Source organism: Nonomuraea polychroma (assembly GCF_004011505.1).
In the GTDB taxonomy this organism is placed as follows: Bacteria; Actinomycetota; Actinomycetes; order Streptosporangiales; family Streptosporangiaceae; genus Nonomuraea; species Nonomuraea polychroma.
The window spans coordinates 5,180,787-5,201,179 of sequence record NZ_SAUN01000001.1 but is presented as its reverse complement, the minus strand read 5'-3'; the positions used below and the strand labels follow the sequence as shown (position 1 = coordinate 5,201,179).

Annotated in this window: 20 protein-coding genes; 12 read left to right on the top strand and 8 right to left on the bottom strand. The window is 69.1% G+C overall.

Features of this window, described 5'->3' with window-relative positions:
• The 4 genes from sufU (at nt 1) to EDD27_RS23705 (ending at nt 5,570) form a co-directional block, all read left to right on the top strand.
• Entirely contained in the window at nt 1-441 is a 441-nt protein-coding gene (gene sufU / locus EDD27_RS23720) for a Fe-S cluster assembly sulfur transfer protein SufU (RefSeq protein WP_127934326.1), read from the top strand.
• A 56-nt stretch (nt 442-497) separates the two neighbouring features.
• Nucleotides 498-797, top strand: a complete 300-nt coding sequence (locus EDD27_RS23715) for a metal-sulfur cluster assembly factor (protein ID WP_241564838.1) — start codon at nt 498-500, stop codon at nt 795-797.
• A 306-nt stretch (nt 798-1,103) separates the two neighbouring features.
• The gene (locus tag EDD27_RS23710) at nt 1,104-2,948 is read left to right on the top strand and encodes a DEAD/DEAH box helicase (RefSeq protein WP_241564215.1); all 1,845 of its coding nucleotides are present in this window, start codon (nt 1,104-1,106) and stop codon (nt 2,946-2,948) included.
• Nucleotides 2,949-3,155: 207 nt separating this feature from the next.
• On the top strand, nt 3,156-5,570 hold the full coding sequence (locus EDD27_RS23705) for a glycoside hydrolase family 2 protein (RefSeq protein ID WP_127934324.1): 2,415 nt from the start codon (nt 3,156-3,158) through the stop codon (nt 5,568-5,570).
• Between the two features lie 216 nt (nt 5,571-5,786).
• Here the strand turns inward: EDD27_RS23705 and EDD27_RS23700 are convergent, their stop codons facing one another.
• The 6 genes from EDD27_RS23700 to EDD27_RS23675 form a co-directional block, all read right to left on the bottom strand.
• Nucleotides 5,787-5,987: a hypothetical protein gene (locus EDD27_RS23700; RefSeq protein ID WP_127934323.1), complete on the bottom strand. Its 201-nt coding sequence runs from the start codon at nt 5,985-5,987 to the stop codon at nt 5,787-5,789.
• A gap of 4 nt (nt 5,988-5,991) precedes the next feature.
• Complete coding sequence (locus EDD27_RS23695; RefSeq protein ID WP_127934322.1) at nt 5,992-6,948, bottom strand: carbohydrate ABC transporter permease; 957 nt, start codon at nt 6,946-6,948, stop codon at nt 5,992-5,994.
• Entirely contained in the window at nt 6,948-7,859 is a 912-nt protein-coding gene (locus EDD27_RS23690) for a carbohydrate ABC transporter permease (protein WP_127934321.1), read from the bottom strand. Before EDD27_RS23690 ends, EDD27_RS23695 begins: the two co-directional genes overlap by 1 nt.
• Before the next feature lie 56 nt (nt 7,860-7,915).
• Entirely contained in the window at nt 7,916-9,142 is a 1,227-nt protein-coding gene (locus EDD27_RS23685; protein ID WP_164903764.1) for an extracellular solute-binding protein, read from the bottom strand.
• A 243-nt stretch (nt 9,143-9,385) separates the two neighbouring features.
• Entirely contained in the window at nt 9,386-10,402 is a 1,017-nt protein-coding gene (locus tag EDD27_RS23680) for a LacI family DNA-binding transcriptional regulator (RefSeq protein ID WP_127934319.1), read from the bottom strand.
• A 36-nt stretch (nt 10,403-10,438) separates the two neighbouring features.
• Nucleotides 10,439-10,798: a transposase gene (locus tag EDD27_RS23675; protein ID WP_164903763.1), complete on the bottom strand. Its 360-nt coding sequence runs from the start codon at nt 10,796-10,798 to the stop codon at nt 10,439-10,441.
• 129 nt (nt 10,799-10,927) lie between these two features.
• On the opposite strand from EDD27_RS23675, the gene EDD27_RS23670 reads away from it, so the two are divergent.
• Nucleotides 10,928-11,191: a phosphoribosyl-ATP diphosphatase gene (locus tag EDD27_RS23670; protein WP_020547470.1), complete on the top strand. Its 264-nt coding sequence runs from the start codon at nt 10,928-10,930 to the stop codon at nt 11,189-11,191.
• 59 nt (nt 11,192-11,250) lie between these two features.
• A complete protein-coding gene (gene hisG, locus EDD27_RS23665) occupies nt 11,251-12,096 on the top strand; it encodes an ATP phosphoribosyltransferase (protein WP_127934317.1) in 846 nt (281 codons plus the stop codon).
• Nucleotides 12,097-12,142: 46 nt separating this feature from the next.
• Here the strand turns inward: hisG and EDD27_RS23660 are convergent, their stop codons facing one another.
• On the bottom strand, nt 12,143-13,459 hold the full coding sequence (locus tag EDD27_RS23660; RefSeq protein WP_127934316.1) for an aminotransferase class V-fold PLP-dependent enzyme: 1,317 nt from the start codon (nt 13,457-13,459) through the stop codon (nt 12,143-12,145).
• A gap of 55 nt (nt 13,460-13,514) precedes the next feature.
• Nucleotides 13,515-14,543 carry an EAL domain-containing protein gene (locus EDD27_RS23655; RefSeq protein WP_127934315.1) on the bottom strand — a complete coding sequence of 343 codons (1,029 nt, stop codon included), beginning with the start codon at nt 14,541-14,543 and terminating at the stop codon, nt 13,515-13,517.
• A gap of 145 nt (nt 14,544-14,688) precedes the next feature.
• On the opposite strand from EDD27_RS23655, the gene EDD27_RS23650 reads away from it, so the two are divergent.
• The 6 genes from EDD27_RS23650 to EDD27_RS23625 all read left to right on the top strand — a co-directional run bounded on the left by EDD27_RS23650 (nt 14,689) and on the right by EDD27_RS23625 (nt 20,372).
• A complete protein-coding gene (locus EDD27_RS23650) occupies nt 14,689-15,360 on the top strand; it encodes an acVLRF1 family peptidyl-tRNA hydrolase (protein WP_127934314.1) in 672 nt (223 codons plus the stop codon).
• A gap of 99 nt (nt 15,361-15,459) precedes the next feature.
• Nucleotides 15,460-16,071 carry a Uma2 family endonuclease gene (locus EDD27_RS23645; protein WP_127934313.1) on the top strand — a complete coding sequence of 204 codons (612 nt, stop codon included), beginning with the start codon at nt 15,460-15,462 and terminating at the stop codon, nt 16,069-16,071.
• Nucleotides 16,072-16,292: 221 nt separating this feature from the next.
• Complete coding sequence (locus EDD27_RS23640) at nt 16,293-17,312, top strand: LacI family DNA-binding transcriptional regulator (RefSeq protein ID WP_127934312.1); 1,020 nt, start codon at nt 16,293-16,295, stop codon at nt 17,310-17,312.
• Nucleotides 17,313-17,402: 90 nt separating this feature from the next.
• Nucleotides 17,403-18,062 carry a DUF1961 family protein gene (locus EDD27_RS23635; protein WP_206641624.1) on the top strand — a complete coding sequence of 220 codons (660 nt, stop codon included), beginning with the start codon at nt 17,403-17,405 and terminating at the stop codon, nt 18,060-18,062.
• 124 nt (nt 18,063-18,186) lie between these two features.
• The gene (locus tag EDD27_RS23630) at nt 18,187-18,816 is read left to right on the top strand and encodes a YesL family protein (RefSeq protein WP_241564214.1); all 630 of its coding nucleotides are present in this window, start codon (nt 18,187-18,189) and stop codon (nt 18,814-18,816) included.
• A 20-nt stretch (nt 18,817-18,836) separates the two neighbouring features.
• The gene (locus EDD27_RS23625; protein ID WP_241564213.1) at nt 18,837-20,372 is read left to right on the top strand and encodes an extracellular solute-binding protein; all 1,536 of its coding nucleotides are present in this window, start codon (nt 18,837-18,839) and stop codon (nt 20,370-20,372) included.
• The last annotated feature ends 21 nt before the right edge of the window (nt 20,373-20,393 follow it).

Sequence of the window (20,393 nt, the reverse complement as noted above, 5' to 3'; positions counted from 1 at the left end):
ATGATCGGCGAGTCGATGTACCAGGAGCTGATCCTGGAGCACTACAAGCACCCGCAGGGGCGGGGGCTTCGTGAGCCGTACGACGCCGAGGTTCACCACGTGAACCCCACGTGCGGCGACGAGATCACGCTCAGGGTCAAGGTGGGCGACGCCGGCAAGATCCTGGACGTCTCCTATGACGGACAGGGCTGTTCGATCAGCCAGGCCGCCGCCTCGGTGCTGCACGAGCTGGCCACCGGCTCGACGGTCGAGGAATCGCTCTCGGTGGTCGACGAGTTCACCCGGCTCATGCAGGGCAGGGGACAGGTGGAGGCCGACGAGGACGTGCTCGGTGACGCGGTCGCGTTCTCGGGTGTGGCCAAGTTCCCGGCGCGTGTCAAATGCGCGTTGCTTTCTTGGATGGCCTACAAGGACGCTGTTGTGAGGAGTTCAGCCCAGTGAGTAAGCCAGTGGAGACTCCGACCGACCTCGACGGTGAGACCACCGTCGAGGAGGTCATGGAGGCGCTCAAGGACGTCGTCGACCCCGAGCTCGGCATCAACGTCGTCGACCTGGGCCTGATCTACGGGCTCAACCTCGACCCCGCCGACGGCGGGCGGCCCGTGGCCACCATCGACATGACGCTGACCAGCGCGGCCTGCCCGCTGACCGACGTCATCGAGGACCAGGCCCACTCGGCGCTGGACGGCATGGTGTCCGACGTGAAGATCAACTGGGTCTGGCTGCCGCCGTGGGGCCCGGACAAGATCACCGATGAAGGTCGCGAGCAGCTTCGTATGCTAGGATTCAACGTCTGATCTTTTGTGCTGTAACGGCTGACGTCAGACGTCAGCCGCTTCAGCGTGCCATCGAGGGTTTCGGAAGGTCCGGGCCCATCCGGGAAATATCCGATAACATCCCGGCGTTGGAACAGATGCACCTAACGTCTCATTGCGCGTCTCGCGCCACTGCGGTCGGCGCCCCGGGTGTATCCCCCCCATGTGAGTGACCCGCTCCGATGGCGGGTGCCATGAACCCCTGTGCGGCGTGCGCCGCACCTCTTGGCTCGTCCTTTCGCAGAAGTGACGTGCCACTTCGACGGAAAGGCACGATCTTTCGTGACCATGCTTGACGCTGTCATGCCCTCGCTCGACGAGAGCACCTCCGACTCGCCGATCGAGGCGGCCCAGATCCCGGGCCTGTCCGAGTTCGAGCTGCTGGGCCTGCCCAAGCCGCTCGTGACCGGACTGGCCAGGCAGGGCATCGACAGCCCCTTCCCCATCCAGAGCGCGACGATTCCCGACGTCCTCGCCGGCAACGACGTGCTCGGCCGCGGCCAGACCGGCTCCGGCAAGACCCTCGCGTTCGGGCTGCCCACCATGGCCCGCATCGCCGGCGTCAAGCCCGCCCCCGGCCGGCCCCGCGCCATGATCCTCGTGCCGACCCGTGAGCTCGCCCTGCAGGTCCACGACGCCCTCGAACCCCTCGGCCGCGGCCTCGGGCTGCGCATGAAGGTCGTCGTGGGCGGCATGTCCATGGGCAAGCAGATCGAGGCGCTGCGGCGCGGCGTCGACGTCGTCATCGCCACCCCCGGCCGGCTCGGCGACCTCATCCGGCAGGGTGAGTGCTCGCTGTCCAACATCGAGGTGAGCGTGCTCGACGAGGCCGACCACATGTGCGACCTCGGCTTCTTCCCCGTCGTCACCGAGCTGCTCGCCCAGACGCCGAGCGGCGGCCAGCGGCTGCTGTTCTCCGCCACGCTCGACGGCGACGTCGACAAGCTGGTGAAGCGCTTCCTCACCAACCCGATCACCCACTCCGTGGCGCCCGCGACCTCGCCGGTCGACACCATGGAGCACCACGTGATGCAGGTCACGCGCGACGACAAGTTCGACGTCATCGCCGAGATCGCCAATCGCGAGGGCCGCACCATCATCTTCGTCAAGACCCAGCACGGCGTGGACCGGCTGTGCAAGCAGCTGGCCCGGGTCGGCGTCAAGGCCGGCGGCCTGCACGGCGGCAAGCGCCAGAACCAGCGCACCCGCATCCTCGCCGAGTTCCGTGAGGGCTCCGTCAACGTGCTGGTCTGCACCGACGTCGCGGCACGCGGCATCCACGTCGACAACATCAGCCTGGTGCTGCACGTGGACCCGCCGCAGGACCACAAGAGCTACCTGCACCGGGGCGGCCGTACGGCCCGCGCCGGTGAGAAGGGCACCGTCGTCACGCTGGTGCTGCCCAACGAGCGCCGCTCGACCGACGCCCTCACCCGGCGCGCCGGGATCCACCCGTTCCGCCTGAAGGCCACCCCCGGGAACCCGCGGGTCGCCGAGGTGACGGGCGCCCGCACGCCCAGCGGCGAGGCCATCCCGGTCTGGGAGCCGGACGTCCGCAAGCCGCTGCGGCCCCGCCGCGAAGGCGGTCACGGGGGTTCGGAGCGCCGCGGTCGCCGTGGCGGCCGACGGGACTTCGACGGCGACCGCCGCCCGCGCCGCCACGACGAGGGCGAGCGGCCCTTCGGCGGCGGACGGCGGCACGCCGAAGGCGAGCGGCCGTCCGGCAATGCGCAGGAGCCTCGGACGTTCGGCAACACGCAAGAGCCGCGGACGCTCAGTGACGACCGCCGCCGCGACGGCCGGCCGCGCGGCGGATACCGCTCCGACGACCGCCCGTTCCGGCAGGACGACCGTGGCCAGCGGGGTGGCGGATTCCGCTCCGACGACCGCGGCGGCCGCTTCGGCTCCGACCGTAGCCGCCCGGCCGAGCACGACCGCGGCGGTTACCGATCCGACGACCGCGCCCCGCGCGACGGCTACCGTTCCGGCGACAGTGGTGGCTACCGCTCGGGTGACAGTGGTGGCTACCGGTCGGGTGACGGCTACCGCTCCGGCGCCGGCCGTGGCGACGACCGGGCCAACGGTGGCGGATTCCGCCGCAACCAGGGCCAGGGCCGCCGCTTCGAGCGCTGACCCGGTCCGGCCCGCTCCGCTGCGGCGCCGTCACTGATCGACAACCTGCCCGCCGTACCTCGTCCATCGCGAGGTGCGGCGGGCAGTCGCGTTTACGGGCTGAACCGATATGAATCGGTTCAGTAATTCGGGTGCCGGACGCTGTAAGAGGGGAATAGGTGCTGATATCTTGCCTATTGCCTCAATCGACGTCCGGAGAGTTGTTTCATGGGCTTTCAGCGCGCCTTGCATGAGTCATGGACCGTCCAGGCGGTAGACGGCGAGGTGAGCGCCGGAGCTCGGCCCGCCCCTGTGCCCGCCACTGTGCCCGGGTGTGTGCACACCGACCTGCTCGCCGCCGGTCTCATCCCCGACCCCTACCTCGACGACAACGAGGACGGACTGGCCTGGATCGGCCGCACCGCCTGGCGCTACGAGAGCGTCTTCGACTGGTCGCCGACCGGACACGAGCGGACCGACCTGGTCTGCGAAGGGCTCGACACGGTGGCGCTGATCGAGCTGAACGGCAGCCGGGTGGGCGAGACGGCCAACATGCACCGGTCATACCGCTTCGACGTCCGGAATCTCCTGCGAGAGGGACAGAACCGGTTAAGAATCACGTTCACCTCGCCGTACGAATACGCCGAAAGGCTCCGAGAAGAGCTGGGGGAGCGGCCCGGGGCGTACGCGGAGCCGTACCAGTTCATCAGGAAGATGGCCTGCAACTTCGGCTGGGACTGGGGGCCGACGCTGGTCACGTCCGGGATCTGGCGGCCGATCGGCCTGCACGCCTGGAGCGGGGCCAGGATCGCCGACGTGCGGCCGCTGGTCACCCTCGGGGACGGTGCGGCCAGGATCGACGTGCACGTCCGGGTGGAGAAGACCGGATCCGCCGAGGTGACCGCGGCGATCAAGGGCGTGTCGGGACACGCCGTGATCCCCGAGGGCCGCAGCGAGGCCGTGATCACGCTGGAGGTCCCGGAGCCGGAGCTGTGGTGGCCGAGAGGGTACGGCGAGCAGGCGCTCTACGAGCTCGAGGTGACGGCCGGCGACGACGTGTGGCGCCGGGAGATCGGGCTCCGCGAGGTGCGGTTGCGTACCGAGGACGGCGCGTTCACCTTGGCCGTCAACGGCGTCGACGTGTTCGTCAGAGGGGTCAACTGGATCCCCGACGACTGCTTCCCCGCCAGAGTGGACCGTGACCGCTACGCCGCCAGGCTCGCCCAGGCGTGCGAGGCCGGCGTCAACCTGGTCCGGGTGTGGGGCGGCGGCCTGTACGAGAGCGAGGATTTCTACGACCTGTGCGACCGGCTCGGGCTGCTGGTCTGGCAGGACTTCCCGTTCGCCTGCGCCGCCTACCCCGAGGAGGACCCGATCGGGGCGGAGGTGGAGGCCGAGGCCCGCGAGCAGGTCGCCCGGCTGAGCTCGCACCCGAGCCTGGTCCTGTGGTGCGGCAACAACGAGAACATCGAGGGGTACGCCGACTGGGGCTGGCAGGAATCACTCCAGGGACGCAGCTGGGGAGGCGGCTTCTACCTGGAGACGCTCCCGCGTGTCGTCGCCGAGCTGGACCCCACCCGCCCGTACTGGCCCGGCAGCCCTTACTCGGGCTCGATGGACCTGCCGCCCAACGACCCCGGCCACGGCACCATGCACATCTGGGACGTGTGGAACCAGCGGGCCTACACCGTCTACCGCGACTACCGGCCCCGCATGGCCGCCGAATTCGGCTTCCAGGGGCCCGCCGCGTACGCCACCATCCGCAGGGCGATCAGCGACGAGCCGCTGCTGCCCGACTCCCGCGGCGTGCTGCACCACCAGAAGGCGATCGACGGCAATCTCAAGCTGGCCGCCGGGCTCAAGCCGCACTTCCCCGTGCCCGAGACCTTCGACGACTGGCACTACCTCACCCAGGTGAACCAGGCGCGCGCCATCCAGCTCGGGGTGGAGCACTTCAGGGCCCTGTGGCCACACTGCGCGGGCAGCGTCGTGTGGCAGCTCAACGACTGCTGGCCGGTCACCTCATGGTCGGCCGTGGACGGGGACGGCAGGAAGAAACCGCTGTTCCACGCGCTGCGCAGGGCCTACGCCGACCGGCTGCTGACCGTGCAGCCGCGTGACGGCGGCCTGGCACTGGTCGCCGTCAACGACACCGGCCGCCCGTGGCGGGCATCGGCGCGGGCCGTACGGCACGGCTTCGACGGCGCCGCGCTCGCGACGCAGGACCTCGCCCTCGACGTGCCGCCACGTACGGCCGTCACCGTGCCGCTGGCCCCGTCCGTCGCCGAGCCGGGCGACCCGCTGACCGAGCTGATCGCGGTAGAGACGGGTGGCCGGGAGGTGGGGCGGGCGCTGTGGTTCTTCGCGCCCGACAAGGATCTGCACCTGCCCGAGCCGGGCTACGACACGGCGACGGAGCCGGCGCCGGAGGGCCTGCGGCTGACGGTCACCGCCCGTACGCTCCTGCGTGACCTGGCCGTCTTCCCCGACCGGCTGGACCCGGACGCGCAGGTCGACGACCAGCTCGTCACGCTGCTGCCGGGCGAGCGGGCCGAGTTCCTGATCCGCACGGCCGGCCTGGACGAGCGGGCCCTGGTCCGCGCGCCGGTGCTGCGCTGCGTCAACGATGTGGTGGTGAGGTGAGATGCGCCGTTACGGGTTGAGCGGGGGTTCACCGGGGCCGCCCACGAGGCGGTGATCCGCCACCTCGTGGCCGGGCTCACAGGGCCTGACCGAGCCCGGCTATCCCTGCGACTACAAGGGACGGCACTGGGACAGGGCCGGGCTGCGTGACTTCTACGCCCCGTGGCGGGCGGTGGCCGATCGGGGCGTGCCCGTCCACGTCGGCGAGTTCGGCTGCTACGAGCACACGCCGAACGCCGTCGCGCTGCGCTGGCTGTCCGACGTGCTCGGCGTGTTCGCCTCCTGCGGCTGGGGTTGTGCGTTGTGGCAGTTCGACGGGCCGTTCGAGGTGATCGGGCACCGGCGGCCCGGCGCGCGCTTGGAGGAGCTCGACGGGTTCCTGGTGGACAGGGCCTCCTCGAACTGCTCCAGGCGCACCGGGTCAGCCCTTCAGGCCGCTGAGCGCGATGCCTTTGGTGAAGTACTTCTGGAAGATCAGGAAGAAGACGATCGTCGGAACCGACGCGAGCAGCCCGCCCGCCATGATCGCGCCTTGGTGGTCAGGCCCCCCGAAGTAGGAGTTGAGCCTGGCCAGCGCGACGGGGATGTTCGCCATCTCGTCGCTCTGCACGATGATGAGCGGCCAGAGGAAGTTGTTCCACTCCGCCAGCACGATGAAGATCGACATCGCGGCGAGTGCCGGCCGCAGCAGTGGCAGCACGATCCTCCACCAGATCCGCCACTCCCCGGCGCCGTCCACCCTGGCCGCCTGGATCAGTTCGTTCGGTATCGACTGCAGGAACTGCACCAGGAAGAACAGCACGAACGCCTTGGCCAGCGCCGGGACGATGTAGGCCGCGTAGCTGTCCAGCCAGCCCAGGTTCCGCATGATCACGTAGTTCGGGATCAGCGTGGTCTGCCAGGGCACCATCATCGAGGCGATGATCAACAGGAAGATGGTCCTGCGTCCCTTGATGTCGTGCTTGGCGATCACGTACGCGGCCAGCGAGCAGATCAGCAGCGACCCGACGGTGATGCTGGTCGTGATGACGATGCTGTTGAACATGAACCGCCAGAACCCGAAGTCCACCTGGTAACGCTGGAAGATGCCCTGCAGGTGGCCGGGATTGATCGCTTGGGCGCTCCACTCCGGGTCGTAGAAGTTGGCGAACGTGGGTGACTCCGGCACGAACGACGGCGGCGTCCTGGCCAGCTCCCTCGGTGGTTTGAACACCGTGATGAGCAGCCAGTAGAACGGCGCGATCATCGTCAGTGCCAGCAAGTAGAACGGCAGGCGCAGCAAATGCCCGTTGATCCGGGCGCGCCGGCCGCCGCCGGTGTCCTTGCTGTGCGGGGACTGCTGGACCGGGGCGATCGTGTCCATGGGGGCGACGGCCATCACAGCTCCTTCATGGCGCGGCCCACGCGCAGGTTGATGAGGCTGAGCACGAAGATGATCAGGAAGAGCACCCACGCGATCGCGGAGGCGTAGCCCAGCCTGAAGTGGGTGAAGCCCTGGTCGTAGAGATAGGGGACGATCATCAGGCCCGAGTCGAGCACGCCGCCGATGGTGTTGGCGCCCTGACTGAAGACGATGTAGACGGCCTCGAACACCTGGAAGGCGCCGATCAGGCCGGTCACCACCACGTACGTGGTGACGGGGCGCAGCAGTGGCAGCGTGATGTGGCGGAACTGCCGCCAGGTGGAGGCGCCGTCGATCTTGGCGGCCTCGTAGTACTCCTGGGGGATCGAGCCGAGCCCGGCCACGTACAGCACCATGCCGTAGCCCATGCCGCCCCACACCGACATCAGCACCAGGATCGGGATCGTCAGGCCCGGGGTGGCCAGCCAGGCGACGGCATTGCCGCCGAGCCAGTCCACGATCGTGTTGGCCAGGCCGACGTCGCTGGGGTACAGAACCCACTTCCACATCAGCATGAGCGCGATGGAGGAGGTCACCGAGGGCAGGAAGAACACGGTGCGCATGATCCTGTGCAGCCAGCCGGTGCCGTTGAACGCCAGTGCCAGGCCCAGCGACAGCAGCGTGCCGAGCACGACCGATCCGACCACGTACAGGGCGGTGTTGCCCAGCGCGTGGCGGAACCTGGCATCCGACGCCAGCTGTACGAAGTTGTCCACACCGGTGAACGCCGCGGGATTGATCCCGTCGAACTTGGTGAAGCTCAGGTAGAGCGAGTTGGCCAGCGGCCAGAGCAGGAACCCCGCGAACAAGGCGAGGAACGGCAGCAGCATCGCGTACGAGGTGCCGTAGCGGCGCAGCCTGCCGCGCAGGGGGATGGGGGAGGCCATGTCAGACTCCTGGATCAGGGGCCGGGACCGGGCCACGCCGGTCCCGGCGGGGGCGACTATCCGGCGTTGCGCTCCATGATCTTGGCGGCTTCCGCCAGCGCGGTCTTGACGTCCGCCTTGCCGAGGATCGCCGACTGGAGCTGCTTGGTCACGTCCGGCGCGCTCTCGTCCCAGCCGGGGCAGCCCGGCGCGGCCTTGCCGGCCTTGATCGCGGCCTCGAACACCTGGGCCTGCTCAGGAGTGAACACCGAGCCGTTCACGATCTTGTCGGGGCGCGGCGGGATGTAGGAGATGTTCCGCTTTCTGGCCTCGTCCGCGATCGCGGTGATGGCTTCGTCGCTGTACATGAACGTGACGAAGTCCGTGCTCGTCTGGACGTACTTGCTGAAGGAGGTCACGCCGATGGCCCGGCCGCCGATGAACGTGGTCGGCCCGGCGGGGCCCGCGGGGATCGTGGTCATCGCCCACTTGCCCTTCAGCTTGGGCTTGTTGACGTCGAGGCCCTTGGCGATCCAGTTGCCCGCCACCACCATCGCGGTGCCGGTGTCCAGCGCGTCGGCGCCCTCCACGGTGGCGGTGGGCGCGCCGTGCTCGCGATAGAGGTCCACCCAGTACTTCAGCGCCTGCTCGGCCTGCGGGGTGTTGAGCGAGGGCTTGCAGTCGGCGGTGTAGAAGGAGCCGCCCGCCTGGTAGAGGTAGTTGAAGTAGCCGATCCAGTCGAGGTTGCCCCAGTCCTGGCTGTAGGGCTTCTTGACCCCGGCGGCCTTGAGCTTGCCGATGGCCGCGGTCAGCTCCTCCCAGGTCTTGGGCGGCTCGACCTTGGCCTGCTCCAGCAGGTCGGTGCGGTAGTAGAGGGCGAGGGTCGACATGTCCAGCGGCACGCCGTACACCGAGCCGTCGGGGGAGATGGCCGACTCCCACTGGGCGGGCAGGGCCTGTGCCTTGAGCGAGTCGGCGCCGTGCTTGCGCAGGTCCACCATGGCGCCCCTGGCGCCGAACTGGATGGTCCACGTCATGCCGCCGGAGATGATGTCGGGTCCGTTGCGGCTGGTGGCCGCCGCCAGCAGCTTGGCGTACGCGTCGGACCACGACAGGGTCTGTACCTTGACCGTCACGTTCGGGTGCTTCTGCTTATAGAGGTCGGCGGCCTTCTGGAAGGTCGCGGTCTCGTCGTCACCGCCGGTGGACCAGAAGGACAGGGTCACGGGGGCGTTGGTGTTCTGGTCCGCCTGCTGGGTCGGCGTCTGGCCGCTGGTGGCGCAGGCCGCGCTCAGAACCGCCAACAGGACCGTGCTGCAAGCTGCCATTGTTCGTCGCATGGGGCCATCCGATCTATCGGTCGGATGGGCGCCTTCGGGGGGCGTGCGGATGTGCGAGGGCATCCCACGACCGGCGCCCACATTCATATGTGTAGGGATCTCACCACTTAAACGGGTAAGTTACAATAGGTCGACGACAACGTTGTCAGGAGGTTTCCGCTCCACACGGCTCTGACCTGTAGGGAAGCGGCCCATGAAACGGTTCGGTCACATCCGCGCGGGAGCGGTGCTGCCCCGGGGCAGCAGGCTCGCCGGCGGCCCCTCCAGGCTCCCCGTCTCCCCGCTTTCGATCAGCCTGAGCAGGGTCTGCGCGGCGTGCGCGCCGCCGGCGGGGATGTCCCGGGTCACCGCGGTCAGCGACGGCCGCACCACCTGGGAGAGCGGCGAGTCGTCCCAGGCCACGATCGACAGCTCGGCGGGGACGTCGAGGCGCATCTCCTGGGCGACCGACAGGCCCGCCACCGCCATGATGTCGTTGTCGTAGACGATCGCGCTGGGCCTGGCCCGAGAGCTGAGCAGCCGCCGGGTCGCCCGGGCCCCCTGCTCGCCCGTGTAGTCGGTGTGGACGATCGGATGCTCGGTCACGCCCGACTCGGCGCAGATCTCCGCGAACGCCTCGTCCCTGATCCTCGTGTGCAGCAGCGCCGGCAGCCCGGCCACCCTGGCGATGTGCCGGTGGCCGAGCGCCGCGAGATACTCGATCACCTCGCGCAACACGACCACCTCGTCCGACCACACCGCCGGCAGCGAGCCGGTGCCCGACGGGTGCCCGGTCACGACCGCAGGCATGCCGAGCTGCTCGACCACCGGGATACGGGGATCGTCGTCATGCAGGTCGACCAGGATCGCGCCGTCCACCCTGCCCTCGCCCCACCAGCGCCGGTAGACGGCGATCTCGGCCTCGTGGTCGGGCACCACTTGGAGCATCAGCGCGCACGAGCTGGCCGCCAGCTCGCCCTCGATGCCGCTGATCAGCTCCATGAAGAACGGCTCCACGCCGAGGAAGCGCGCGGGACGGCAGAGCACCAGGCCGATGGCGTCGGCCCGGGCGCCGCTGAGCGAGCGCGCGGCGACGTTCGGCCGCCAGCCGATCTCCTGCGCGATCGCCTGGATGCGGGCCCTGGTCTCCTCCGAGACACCGGGCAAGCCGTTCAGCGCGTACGAGACCGCGCCCTTGGACACGCCGGCCCGCTTGGCGATGTCGGCGATCGTCGGCCTTTTCACCCGGCGCCCCTTCCCTGAAACTTTCGCTGAACCGTATCAGCGACATGATGACAGAATTCTTGTCCGATTCGTCCTGAAGGAGTGATCTTGCCGGAAGGTGAAGGCCTGCGAGGGATCCAGCGCCTGCGCGTGCCCTGACCCGCACGTGTGGACCCAGCCTGACCGCGTCTGGTCTCGTCTCATTTCTGGGGCCGGTCCCGGGGACTGGATGGAGGTGCGGACGGTGGCCAGGCTGGCGTCGCCGGTCGAGCCCGCGTAGGAGGAGCGGGACCAGAAGTGCCCGCCCCACAGGTATTTGCGGACGTGAGCGCTGTATTCCTGGCGGAGGTAGCGGGCCGAGACACCTTTGAGGGAGTTGACGAGGGCGAGGGCGTGCGGCGAGTCCGTCCATGCCATGGAGCGGATCATGCGGGCCGTAAGGCCCTGGGCTGACCTGCTCGGTCTCGCGTGGCGGACGCGAGGCGGCGGCACGCCCTGTCGCAGACTAGTCTTGACACGCACGTCAGCCGAGCCACGAGAGAGACCATGAAGACCTTCGAAGAGCTGTTCGCCGAGCTGTCAGAGAAGGCCCGGACCCGGCCCGCGGGCTCGGGCACCGTGGCCGCGCTCGACGCCGGCGTCCATGCCATCGGCAAGAAGGTCGTCGAGGAGGCCGCCGAGAGCTGGATGGCCGCCGAGCACGAGTCCGACGACAGGGCCGCCGAGGAGATCTCCCAGCTCCTCTACCACGTGCAGGTGCTCATGATCGCCAAAGGCATCGGTCTCGACCAGGTCTACAAGCATCTCTAGGGCGCCGAGCGCCCGCCGCCGCCGACCCTGGAGAAGCGAGAGAAAACCGAGGACCTGACATGCTGCGTCTGGCAGTACCCAACAAGGGCGCGCTCAGCGAGGCCGCCCAGCACATGCTCAAAGAGGCCGGCTACCGGTCGCGCAGGGACAGCAAAGAGCTGGTCGTGGTCGACCAGGACAACGGCTGCGAGCTGTTCTTCCTGCGCCCCCGCGACATCGCCGTCTACGTCGGGGAGGGCACGCTCGACCTCGGCATCACCGGCCGCGACATGCTGGTCGACTCCGGCGCGCCGGTCGAGGAGGTCATGCCGCTCGGCTTCGGCGGCTCCACCTTCCGCCTGGCCGCCGCCGCGGGCACGATGACGTCGGTCCAGGACCTCGACGGCCGCCGCATCGCCACCTCCTACGCGGGCCTGCTCGAGAAATACCTGTCCGACCAGGGCGTGGACGCCCGCGTGATCAAGCTGGACGGCGCCGTCGAGACCGCCATCAGGCTCGGCGTGGCCGACGCGGTCGCCGACGTCGTGGAGACCGGCACCACGCTGCGCAACGTCGGCCTGGAGGTGTTCGGCGACCCGATCATGCGCTCGGAGGCCGTGCTGATCAAGCAGGAGGGCGCGCCGGAGACGCCTGCCGCCGGCCAGCTCATCCGCCGCCTCCAGGGCGTTGTGCACGCCCGCGACTTCGTCATGATGGACTACGACATCCGCGCCGAGCGCATCGAGGAGGCGATCGCGCTCACGCCCGGCATGGAGGGTCCGACGGTCTCGCCGCTGCACCGCGAGGGCTGGGTCGCCGTCCGCGCCATGGTGCCGCGCAAGGGCCACCAGCAGATCATGGACCAGCTGTGGGACATCGGCGCGAGGGCCATCCTGGTCACCGACATCTACGCCTGCCGCCTCTGACAGCTGCCGGGGCCGGGCGGCAGGCACGTCCCGCCGCCCGGCCCGTTCATCGCAGCCCCTGCATCGCCTTGATCGCCTGATCCACCTGCTCGGGCGTGGTCACGATGCTGGTCCCGAAGCGCAGCAGCGGCTCGTGGTACGGCGTGACGCTCGCGATCACCTTCTGCGCGTGCAGCCGATTCACCGCCTCCAGCGGTTGCATGCCGCTGATCGCGCAGCACACCAGCCCCGCCGACAGCTCCTGCGACTCGGGCGTGGCCAGCGTGACGTGCGGCAGCTCCCGCAGGCCGCTCTTGAGCCGGGTGGCCAGCTCCTGCGTGCGCCGCTGCACGCGGTCCTTGCCGATGGCCGTCATGAACGCGAACGCCTCCGGCATCGCCCACCGGTGCTCGAACGCCTTGTAACCACCCGGCGTGACCAGCTCGGCCGTGCTCGCGTCCGGCGACCCGCCGCTCTGCCAGGCGGCGAACGCGGCCTGGCTGAAACTCGGGATGATCGGCGCGACCGCGTCCCAGTCCCGGCCCCACACGATGCCGGTGCCGCGCGGCCCGAACAACCACTTGTGCGTGCCGCTGGCCAGGAAGTCGCATCCCAGGTCCGTCACCCCGTCGGCCATCGCGCCGAACCCGTGCACCCCGTCCACGCACAGCAGCGCCCGGTCGTGCTCGTCGCGGCCCTTGTTGACCTCGGCCAGCATGTCGGCGATGGCCCGGACCGGCACGCGGACGCCGGTGCTCGAATGCACCCAGGTGACCGCCACCACCCGGGTCCGCGGGCCGAGCCCCTCCTTGATCGCCGACACCATGCGGTCCTTCGAGGCGGCGGCGGGGTCGTCGTACAGCCGCACCCTGCGGACCTTCGCGCCGGTGCGCTCGGCCAGCAGCCGCAGGCCCTCGTGGGTGGCGAGGAAGTCGTGCTCGGTGGTCAGCACGTCCTGTCCCGGGCGCAGCCGGATGCCGGAATAGAGCAGGCCGAGGCCCATCGTGGTGCTGTCGGTCAGCGCGATGTCGCGCGGCTCGGCGCGTATGCCCAGGTAGCGGGCCGCGGCATCGCGTACCGCCTGGTCGGGGGTTTGGCCGCCGCCGGGCGGGGTGTACTCCGGATCGGCGTCCAGGGCGTCCCGGTGCTTGATGATCGCCTCGCGGACCGGCGCCGGAGCCGGGGCCAGCACGAACGCCGCGAACTGCGCGTAAGCGGGGTCCAGTGCGAACTGCGCCCGGACGGAGGCCCAATCCTGGGGATCAAAGGCGCGACGCTGCGGAGCGTTCTGGGCGTTCTGGGCGTTCTGTGCGGGCGTGGGCGTGCACGCGGCCACCCCGGCCAGCATCCCCGCGCCGAGCAGGGCCCGTCTGTTCAGCGGCATGACTTCTTCATATCCGGGCACCGCGCCGCCGCACAGGACCGGTGGCGAGTCGTTATCAGCTCCTGACCGAGGCCACCTGCCTGATCAGGTCGGAGACGCGGACGATGCCCAGGCAGCGGTTCATCTCGTCGGTCACCACGAGGTCGTCGTAGACGCGCCCGGTGTCGCGCCCCGCGGCCTGCATGGCCGCGATCGCCGGCGTCGTCCGCGGGACCGTGCGCGGTGGGTCGGCCAGCCGCTGAGCCGGTTTCGACCCGTGCAGGGCATGGCCGTAGCGGGCCGCGAACGACAGCAGGAACCGGCTGCGGTCCAGGCTGCCCTTGGGCCGCTGGTACTCGTCCACCAGGATGACGCTCGTGATCGTCGGCTCGTGCCCGAACGCCTCCACGGCCTCTTCCGCCTTGGCCTCCGCCGGCAGCGTCACCGCGGGGATCAGCAGCTCCTGCACGCGCGGGCCCAGCAGCGCGGTGTCCGGCGTGGTGTCGCTGACGGGGAGCGGCACGCGTACCTTGCCGTCGGGGCCGGGGGCGAGCAGGGGGCCGTGCGCGAGGCGCACGCCCAGGCCGCGGACCACCGCCACCTGCGGCTCGCGCTCGACGCCCGGCGCCATCACGTGGGCGCCGATGCCGCGCGCCAGCGTCACCACCGACCGCGCCACCGCGGTCGCCCGGTGGTCGGCCGGGATGCGCGCCACCAGGTCGGGATCCAGGGCCAGCAGGTACGGCGAGGAGTCCGTGACCAGCTCCAGCGACGCGCCATAGGATCCCACATCAGCGAAGCCCAGCAGGTAGCCGATCGATCGCAGGCCGTCGAGCCCGACCTTCATCAGCGGCCGATCCTGCTCATGGCACGGTCCAGTGACGACAAGGATGGCCTCGCGCGGATGCCTGCCCGCCCGGCGCAGCGCCTCGTGCAGCGGCGCCAGCGCGCCCGCGCCCGACAGCAGCACCCGGACGGGGAGCTCCAGAATCATGGGCAGCGGGGTCGCCCGGAGGGTGCCCGCCTGGTCGACGACGGCGGGGTGCGCGATGACCGCCCCGGTGTCGAGGTCAACCATGGGGCTGGTGAGCAGGGAGGACGACACAGACAGATGATTCCGCCCGCAGCTGGAGTCACAGAAGGCCCACGAAACAGAATTTACCGATATTTCCCCTGCAGTTCCCTACTGGCGCGTAGGGGAATGCCGTTCGGTCGCGGGGGACCGGCGGCGGTGGGTTAGCCTTCAGGCCATGAGCGCGCGTCCGGCCAAGGGTGGTGGCCGGTGGGTCATGGTGCCGCCTGAGCGCGTGCACCCGTGGATCGACGGCTTCGCCGATCGGCACGGCCCCTTCACCGCGACGGGCGACGACCGGCTCGTGCGGCTGAGCGCCGCCGACGGGGCACTGGCCGAGCTGCACGTGCCGTTCCCGCCCATGAAGCCGGGGCCGCCCCACGTCACCAGGCTCGTCACGCATGCCCAGGCCGAGCGGCGGGTGGGGGTCTTCCTGGTACGGCTGGGCGGTTACGCGGCCGGCGTCTTCCGCGGCTCCGCCCTGGTGGCCTCGAAGGTGGGGTCGCGGCTGGTGCAGGGGCGGACGGCGGCGGGCGGGTGGTCGCAGCAGCGCTTCGCCAGGCGGCGGCGCAACCAGGCCGACAAGGCGTTCGACGACGCGGTGGAGACGGCGGTGCGGGTGCTGTCGCCGTACCTGGGGGAGCTGGACGCGGTGGTGCTCGGCGGGGACCGCCGGGCGGTGGACGCGTTGCGCGGCGACCGGCGCCTGGCGCCGCTCCTCGCGCTGGAGACCGAGCCGTTCCTGGTCGTGCCCGACCCGAAACTGGCCGTGCTGCGCGACACGCCTGCGACCTTCCGCGCGGTACGGGTCCGCGTGGTGGATCCTCCAGGCCTCAGCTCCCCGGGATGACCTCGCGGCACTTGGCCACGGCCGTCGCTCCTTCGGGCTGCGTAGCTTCCCGACGGTGCGATACTCTTCGTGTCCGTACGAACACGTAGGGAGCCCAACATGGTCCTGGCATCACGCAGCAGCCCCTGCCGGCTCACCCCTGAGACCGACACCGCACGGCTACCCGCCACAGCCCGCGAGCTGTTCGACGCCCTGCCGCCTCTTCCTGGTCTCCGCACCGAAGTCATCGATGGGAGATTGATCGTGAGCCCCGTCGGCACCCCCGAGCACGCGAGAATCGCGATGCTGATCAACGATGCGTTGTTTTCTCTGCGGGTTCAACGCGGCTGGCACGGCTTTGTAGGCAATGTGGATGTCTGCATCGATGGGCCGCGGACCCCGGTCGAGCCCGATTTCGTGCTCGCCCCGCCTGACTGCCCTCGCTGGGGCGACCGGGAATTGCTGTCCTCGGGTCTGCTGATGGTGGCCGAGGTGATCTCTCCGGGCAGCGTCGAAGACGATCGGGTGAAGAAGCCTCCCATGTACGCGGCAGGCGGCGTTCCCGTCATGCTTCTGGTGGACCCGATCGCCGTGCCGCCCACCGTCACCGTGCTCAGCGACGCCAAAGAAGGCGAATACCAGACCATCACCCGCGTCGCCATGGGGTCTACGGTGCACATCCCCGACCCGATCGGCTTCGACCTCGACACCGCCGTCTTCTCCGAGCATTGAAGGCTCTTCGGAGCCGCCGCCTCGCCCCTATAGAGGGTGAACTACCGATCCGGGACGTGGCTGCGAGCCCCGGGGAGCACCTGCGCCTGATGCTCGACGGCACGATGGCCGCCGCCGCACCATCGACCTCGTGACCGTTTTGAGGTTTTGAGACGATTCAAAAGAATCTTGAATGCCGCTATGATGAGCGAAATCACAGCAGCACGGCCTCGTGAGGATCGATGGCGACCAGGAACATCAAGGAGGTCGCGCAGCTGGCGCGCGTCTCAGTGGGCACCGTGAGCAATGTGCTCAACCGCCCGGAGATCGTGTCCCCCGCCACACGCGAACGCGTCTTCGAAGCGATCAAGAAGCTCGGTTTTGTCCGCAATGAGGTGGCCCGCCACCTGCGGGTGGGCCGCAGCAGGACGGTTGGACTCGTCGTGCTCGACGTGTCCAACCCGTTCTTCGTGGACGTGGCCCAGGGTGCCGAGGCGCTGGCCGAGGACCACGACACGATGGTGGTGCTCTGCAACAGCGCCGGCGACCCCGGTCGCGAGCGCCGCCACCTCGACCAGCTCGAACAGCAGCGGGTGATGGGCATACTGATCACCCCGGTCGAGACGGAGACCCCGTGGCTGGAGGAGCTGATCGCCCGGGGCACGCCCGTGGTGCTGGTCGACCGCCCGGCCTCCGGGCTGCAGTGCTCGGTGGCGGTCGACGACCGGCTCGGCGGGCAGATCGCCGGCGCCCACCTCGTCGAACGCGGGCACCGGCGGATCATGTTCGTCGGCGGGCCGCCGTCCATCAAACAGGTGGCGGACCGGCACGCGGGCCTGAGCAGCGCCGTCGCCGCCGCCGACGGAGCGGTCGAACTGCTCACCGCCACCGCCCCCGCGCTGACCGTCGCCGAAGGGCGGGCCATCGGGGAGCGCGTGGCAGCGCTGCCACCAGGGAAACGGCCCACCGCCGTCTTCTGCGCCAACGACATGATGGCGCTCGGCTTTTTACAGGCGATGGCCACCCACGGGCTGCGTGTGCCCGAGGACCTGGCCATCATCGGGTACGACGACATCGACTTCGCCGCGGCGGCCGCGGTGCCGCTGTCCTCGGTGCGGCAACCGCGCGAGCTGCTCGGGCGCACGGCCATCGACCTCCTCCTCGAGGAGGTCGCCGAGCCCGAGCAACATCGCCACAGACAGGTCATCTTCCAGCCTGACCTGGTGGTACGGGAGTCCAGCGCCATGCGCCGCGACGACTGACGCTCCACCGCTTCCCCGCCACCGATTCCGGGCCATGCCATGGCCAGGGGCCGAGGGCCCCTGCCGGCGTGCCCACCGGAAGGAATCCCATTGCCCGAGATCGTTTATCGCAACCCTCTCGCCACCGCCGACGACCTGGAAGGTTTCCGCATGGAGGGCGACGGCGCCCTCTCGTTCCCGCAGGGCCGCATGCGCCTGGAGAGCCGAAGACCCGCCTCCGACGGCCAGGCCGCCAACCTGGTGCTGTGGTGCCCCGAGGACTTCCCCGCCGACATCACCATCGAGTGGGACTTCTGGCCGGTCAGGGAGCCGGGCCTGGCCATCATGTTCTTCCACGCCCGCGGCAGGAACGGCGAGGACCTGTTCGACCCTGCCCTGGCCGAGCGCACCGGCCCCTACGACCAGTACCACCACGGCGACATCGACGCCTACCACGTCTCCTATTTCCGCCGCATGTGGGCCTCAGAACGTGCCCTGCACACCTGCAACCTGCGTAAGAGCCACGGCTTCCACCTGGTCGCGCAGGGCCCGGATCCGCTCCCGGCGGTGCTCGACGCCGAGGGCCCCTATGCCGTCCGGCTCGACGTCAAGGGGACGGAGATCATCTTCTCTATCAACGATTTGGTCTCGTTCCGCTGGGTGGACGACGGCTCGATCGGTGGCTCCGCCCTGGCAGGAGGCAAAATCGGCTTTCGCCAGATGGCTCCGCTCATCGGAGAGTACGGAAATCTCCGGGTCTGGGCTCATTGACTTTGAGTCGATTCAACACTAATTTCGCACCAACCCGCCGTTCACTCGCCTGTAACGGGGCAGGAACTGCGGGGCAACAACCCACCCCCGATCCGTGCAGATGCCACGAAAGGTGGTATGCCGGATGAACCATCCCGCACTGTCGATCAGAATCCAAGCTGCCTGTTCAGAGCTGATCTGGGCGGTCCAGCTGAACCTGATGTGGATCGTCTTCACCCTCGCGGGAGGCGTGATCCTCGGGCTCGGGCCCGCCACCGTAGCCGCCTACACCCTGGCTCGGAGGCACGCCCGCAATGAATCGTTTCAGGCTTGGCGTGAATTCTGGACCGTCTACCGACGGGAGTTCGTCCGGGCCTCGTTGCTGGTCCTGCCGGTGGCGCTCGTCGCCACCGTCCTGATCGGCAACTACCTGTACTTTGCCGCGCAAGGTACGGACTCGGGCGCGCTGCGGATTGCGACGTTCGCCGCACTGCTCGTGCTGGCCGCCGTCGGCGCGTACATCGGGCCGTTGTACGTGCACTACGAGCTGCCGCTCTGGGGCTACATCCCCAAGGCGTCGCTCCTGGCCTGGACCCGGCCGGCCTCCACCGTGCTGTTGCTGTTCGCGCTCTGGGCGATCGTCTACGTGACCATGACGCTGCCCGTTCTCGCACCGGTGATCAGCATCGGCGCATGGATCTATCTCAACACCTGGCTCTGCCTGCGCTTCTTCGAGGAGAACGAGGCGCGCCTGCATTCGAAAGGGAACCTATGAGCGCATCTCGTAATCGGCTCATGGCTGGTGCGTTAATGCTGACGACCGCCCTGCTGGCATCCGCCTGCTCCGGCACCGGCGGTGGCGGCGAGTCGAGCCAGGCCGACGCCAACACCATCACCTTCATGACCCAGCTGTTCGGCACGGCCCCGAACCCGCAGGGCGAGCTGCACCAGGCGATCGAGAAGTTCCTCGGCAAGAAGATCAAGGTCACCTGGGTGCCGAACGCGGACTACCCGGAGAAGGTCAACGTCACGCTGGCCTCCGCCAACATCCCCGACGTCATGGTGGTCGACCCGAAGTCGCCGGCGTTCGGCAAGGCGGCAGAGGCGGGGGCGTTCTGGGACCTCACCGACAAGATCAAGAAGTACCCCAACCTGGTCGGTGACGAGAAGGTCCTGCTCAACTCCTCGATCAACGGCAAGATCTACGGCCCCTACCGGACCAGGCCGCTGCTCCGCTCCGCGGTCATGATCCGCGCCGACTGGCTGAAGAAGGTCGGCCTGGAGGCGCCCAAGACCACCGACGACCTCTACAAGATCGCTGAGGCGTTCACCAAGAAGGACCCGGACGGCAACGGCAAGGACGACACCTACGGCCTCATCATCCCGAAGTGGCCCGGCACCACCTTCGCGGCCTCCAGCCCGTTCAACGTGATGGACGTCTGGTTCGGCGCCCCGAACAACTGGGGTGAGCGCGACGGCAAGCTCGTGCCCGAGTTCGACACGCCCGAGTTCTTCGAGGCCAACCGCTTCATGAAGAAGATGATCGACGAGGGCCTCGTCAACCCGGACTGGAACACGCTCGACACCGCCAAGTGGAACGACCCGTTCGTCCAGGGCAAGGGCGGCATCATCATCGACGTGGACGTCCGTACCACGCAGCTGCTCGACCTGCTCAAGGAGCAGGACCCGCAGACCTACGGCGACAAGGTCCTCACGGTCGGCAACCTCGCCCGTCCTGACGGCAAGAAGTTCTCCCTGCCGTTCAGCGGCTACAAGGACATCCTGGCCGTCTCCAAGCAGCGGGTGAAGACCGAGGCCCAGCTGGACGAGCTGCTGAAGACCCTCGACAAGCTGGCCAGCAAGGAAGGCCAGGTCCTGCTCACCAACGGCATCGAGGGCCGCAACTTCAAGGTCGAGAACGGCGAAGCCGTCCTGATCAACCAGGAAGACCCCAAGGTCAAGCAGGTCCAGGACGACGTCGACAAGGCCTTCATCCAGCTCGGCACCCAGGCCAGCACCGGCACCACCGGTATCGCCTACCCGCGCGTTCCCCCGGAGGCGCCGTACCGGAAGGACCTGGCCGAGCGCAAGGAGCGCGTGGCCGAGGACCTGAAGACGGCCGTGTTCGACCCGAGCCTGCCGGTGGTCTCGCCGACCGCCGTGGCCAAGGGCGCGACGCTCAACCCGATCGTCACCGACGCGCGGATCAAGTACCTCGCCGGCCAGCTCAGCGAGGACGAGCTGAAGGCCGAGATCAAGCGCTGGTACGACGGCGGCGGCACGCAGATCGCCCAGGAGATCAACGACCTGGTCGCCAAGCTCGGCCAGTGATGTGACGCGGGAGGGGCCCTC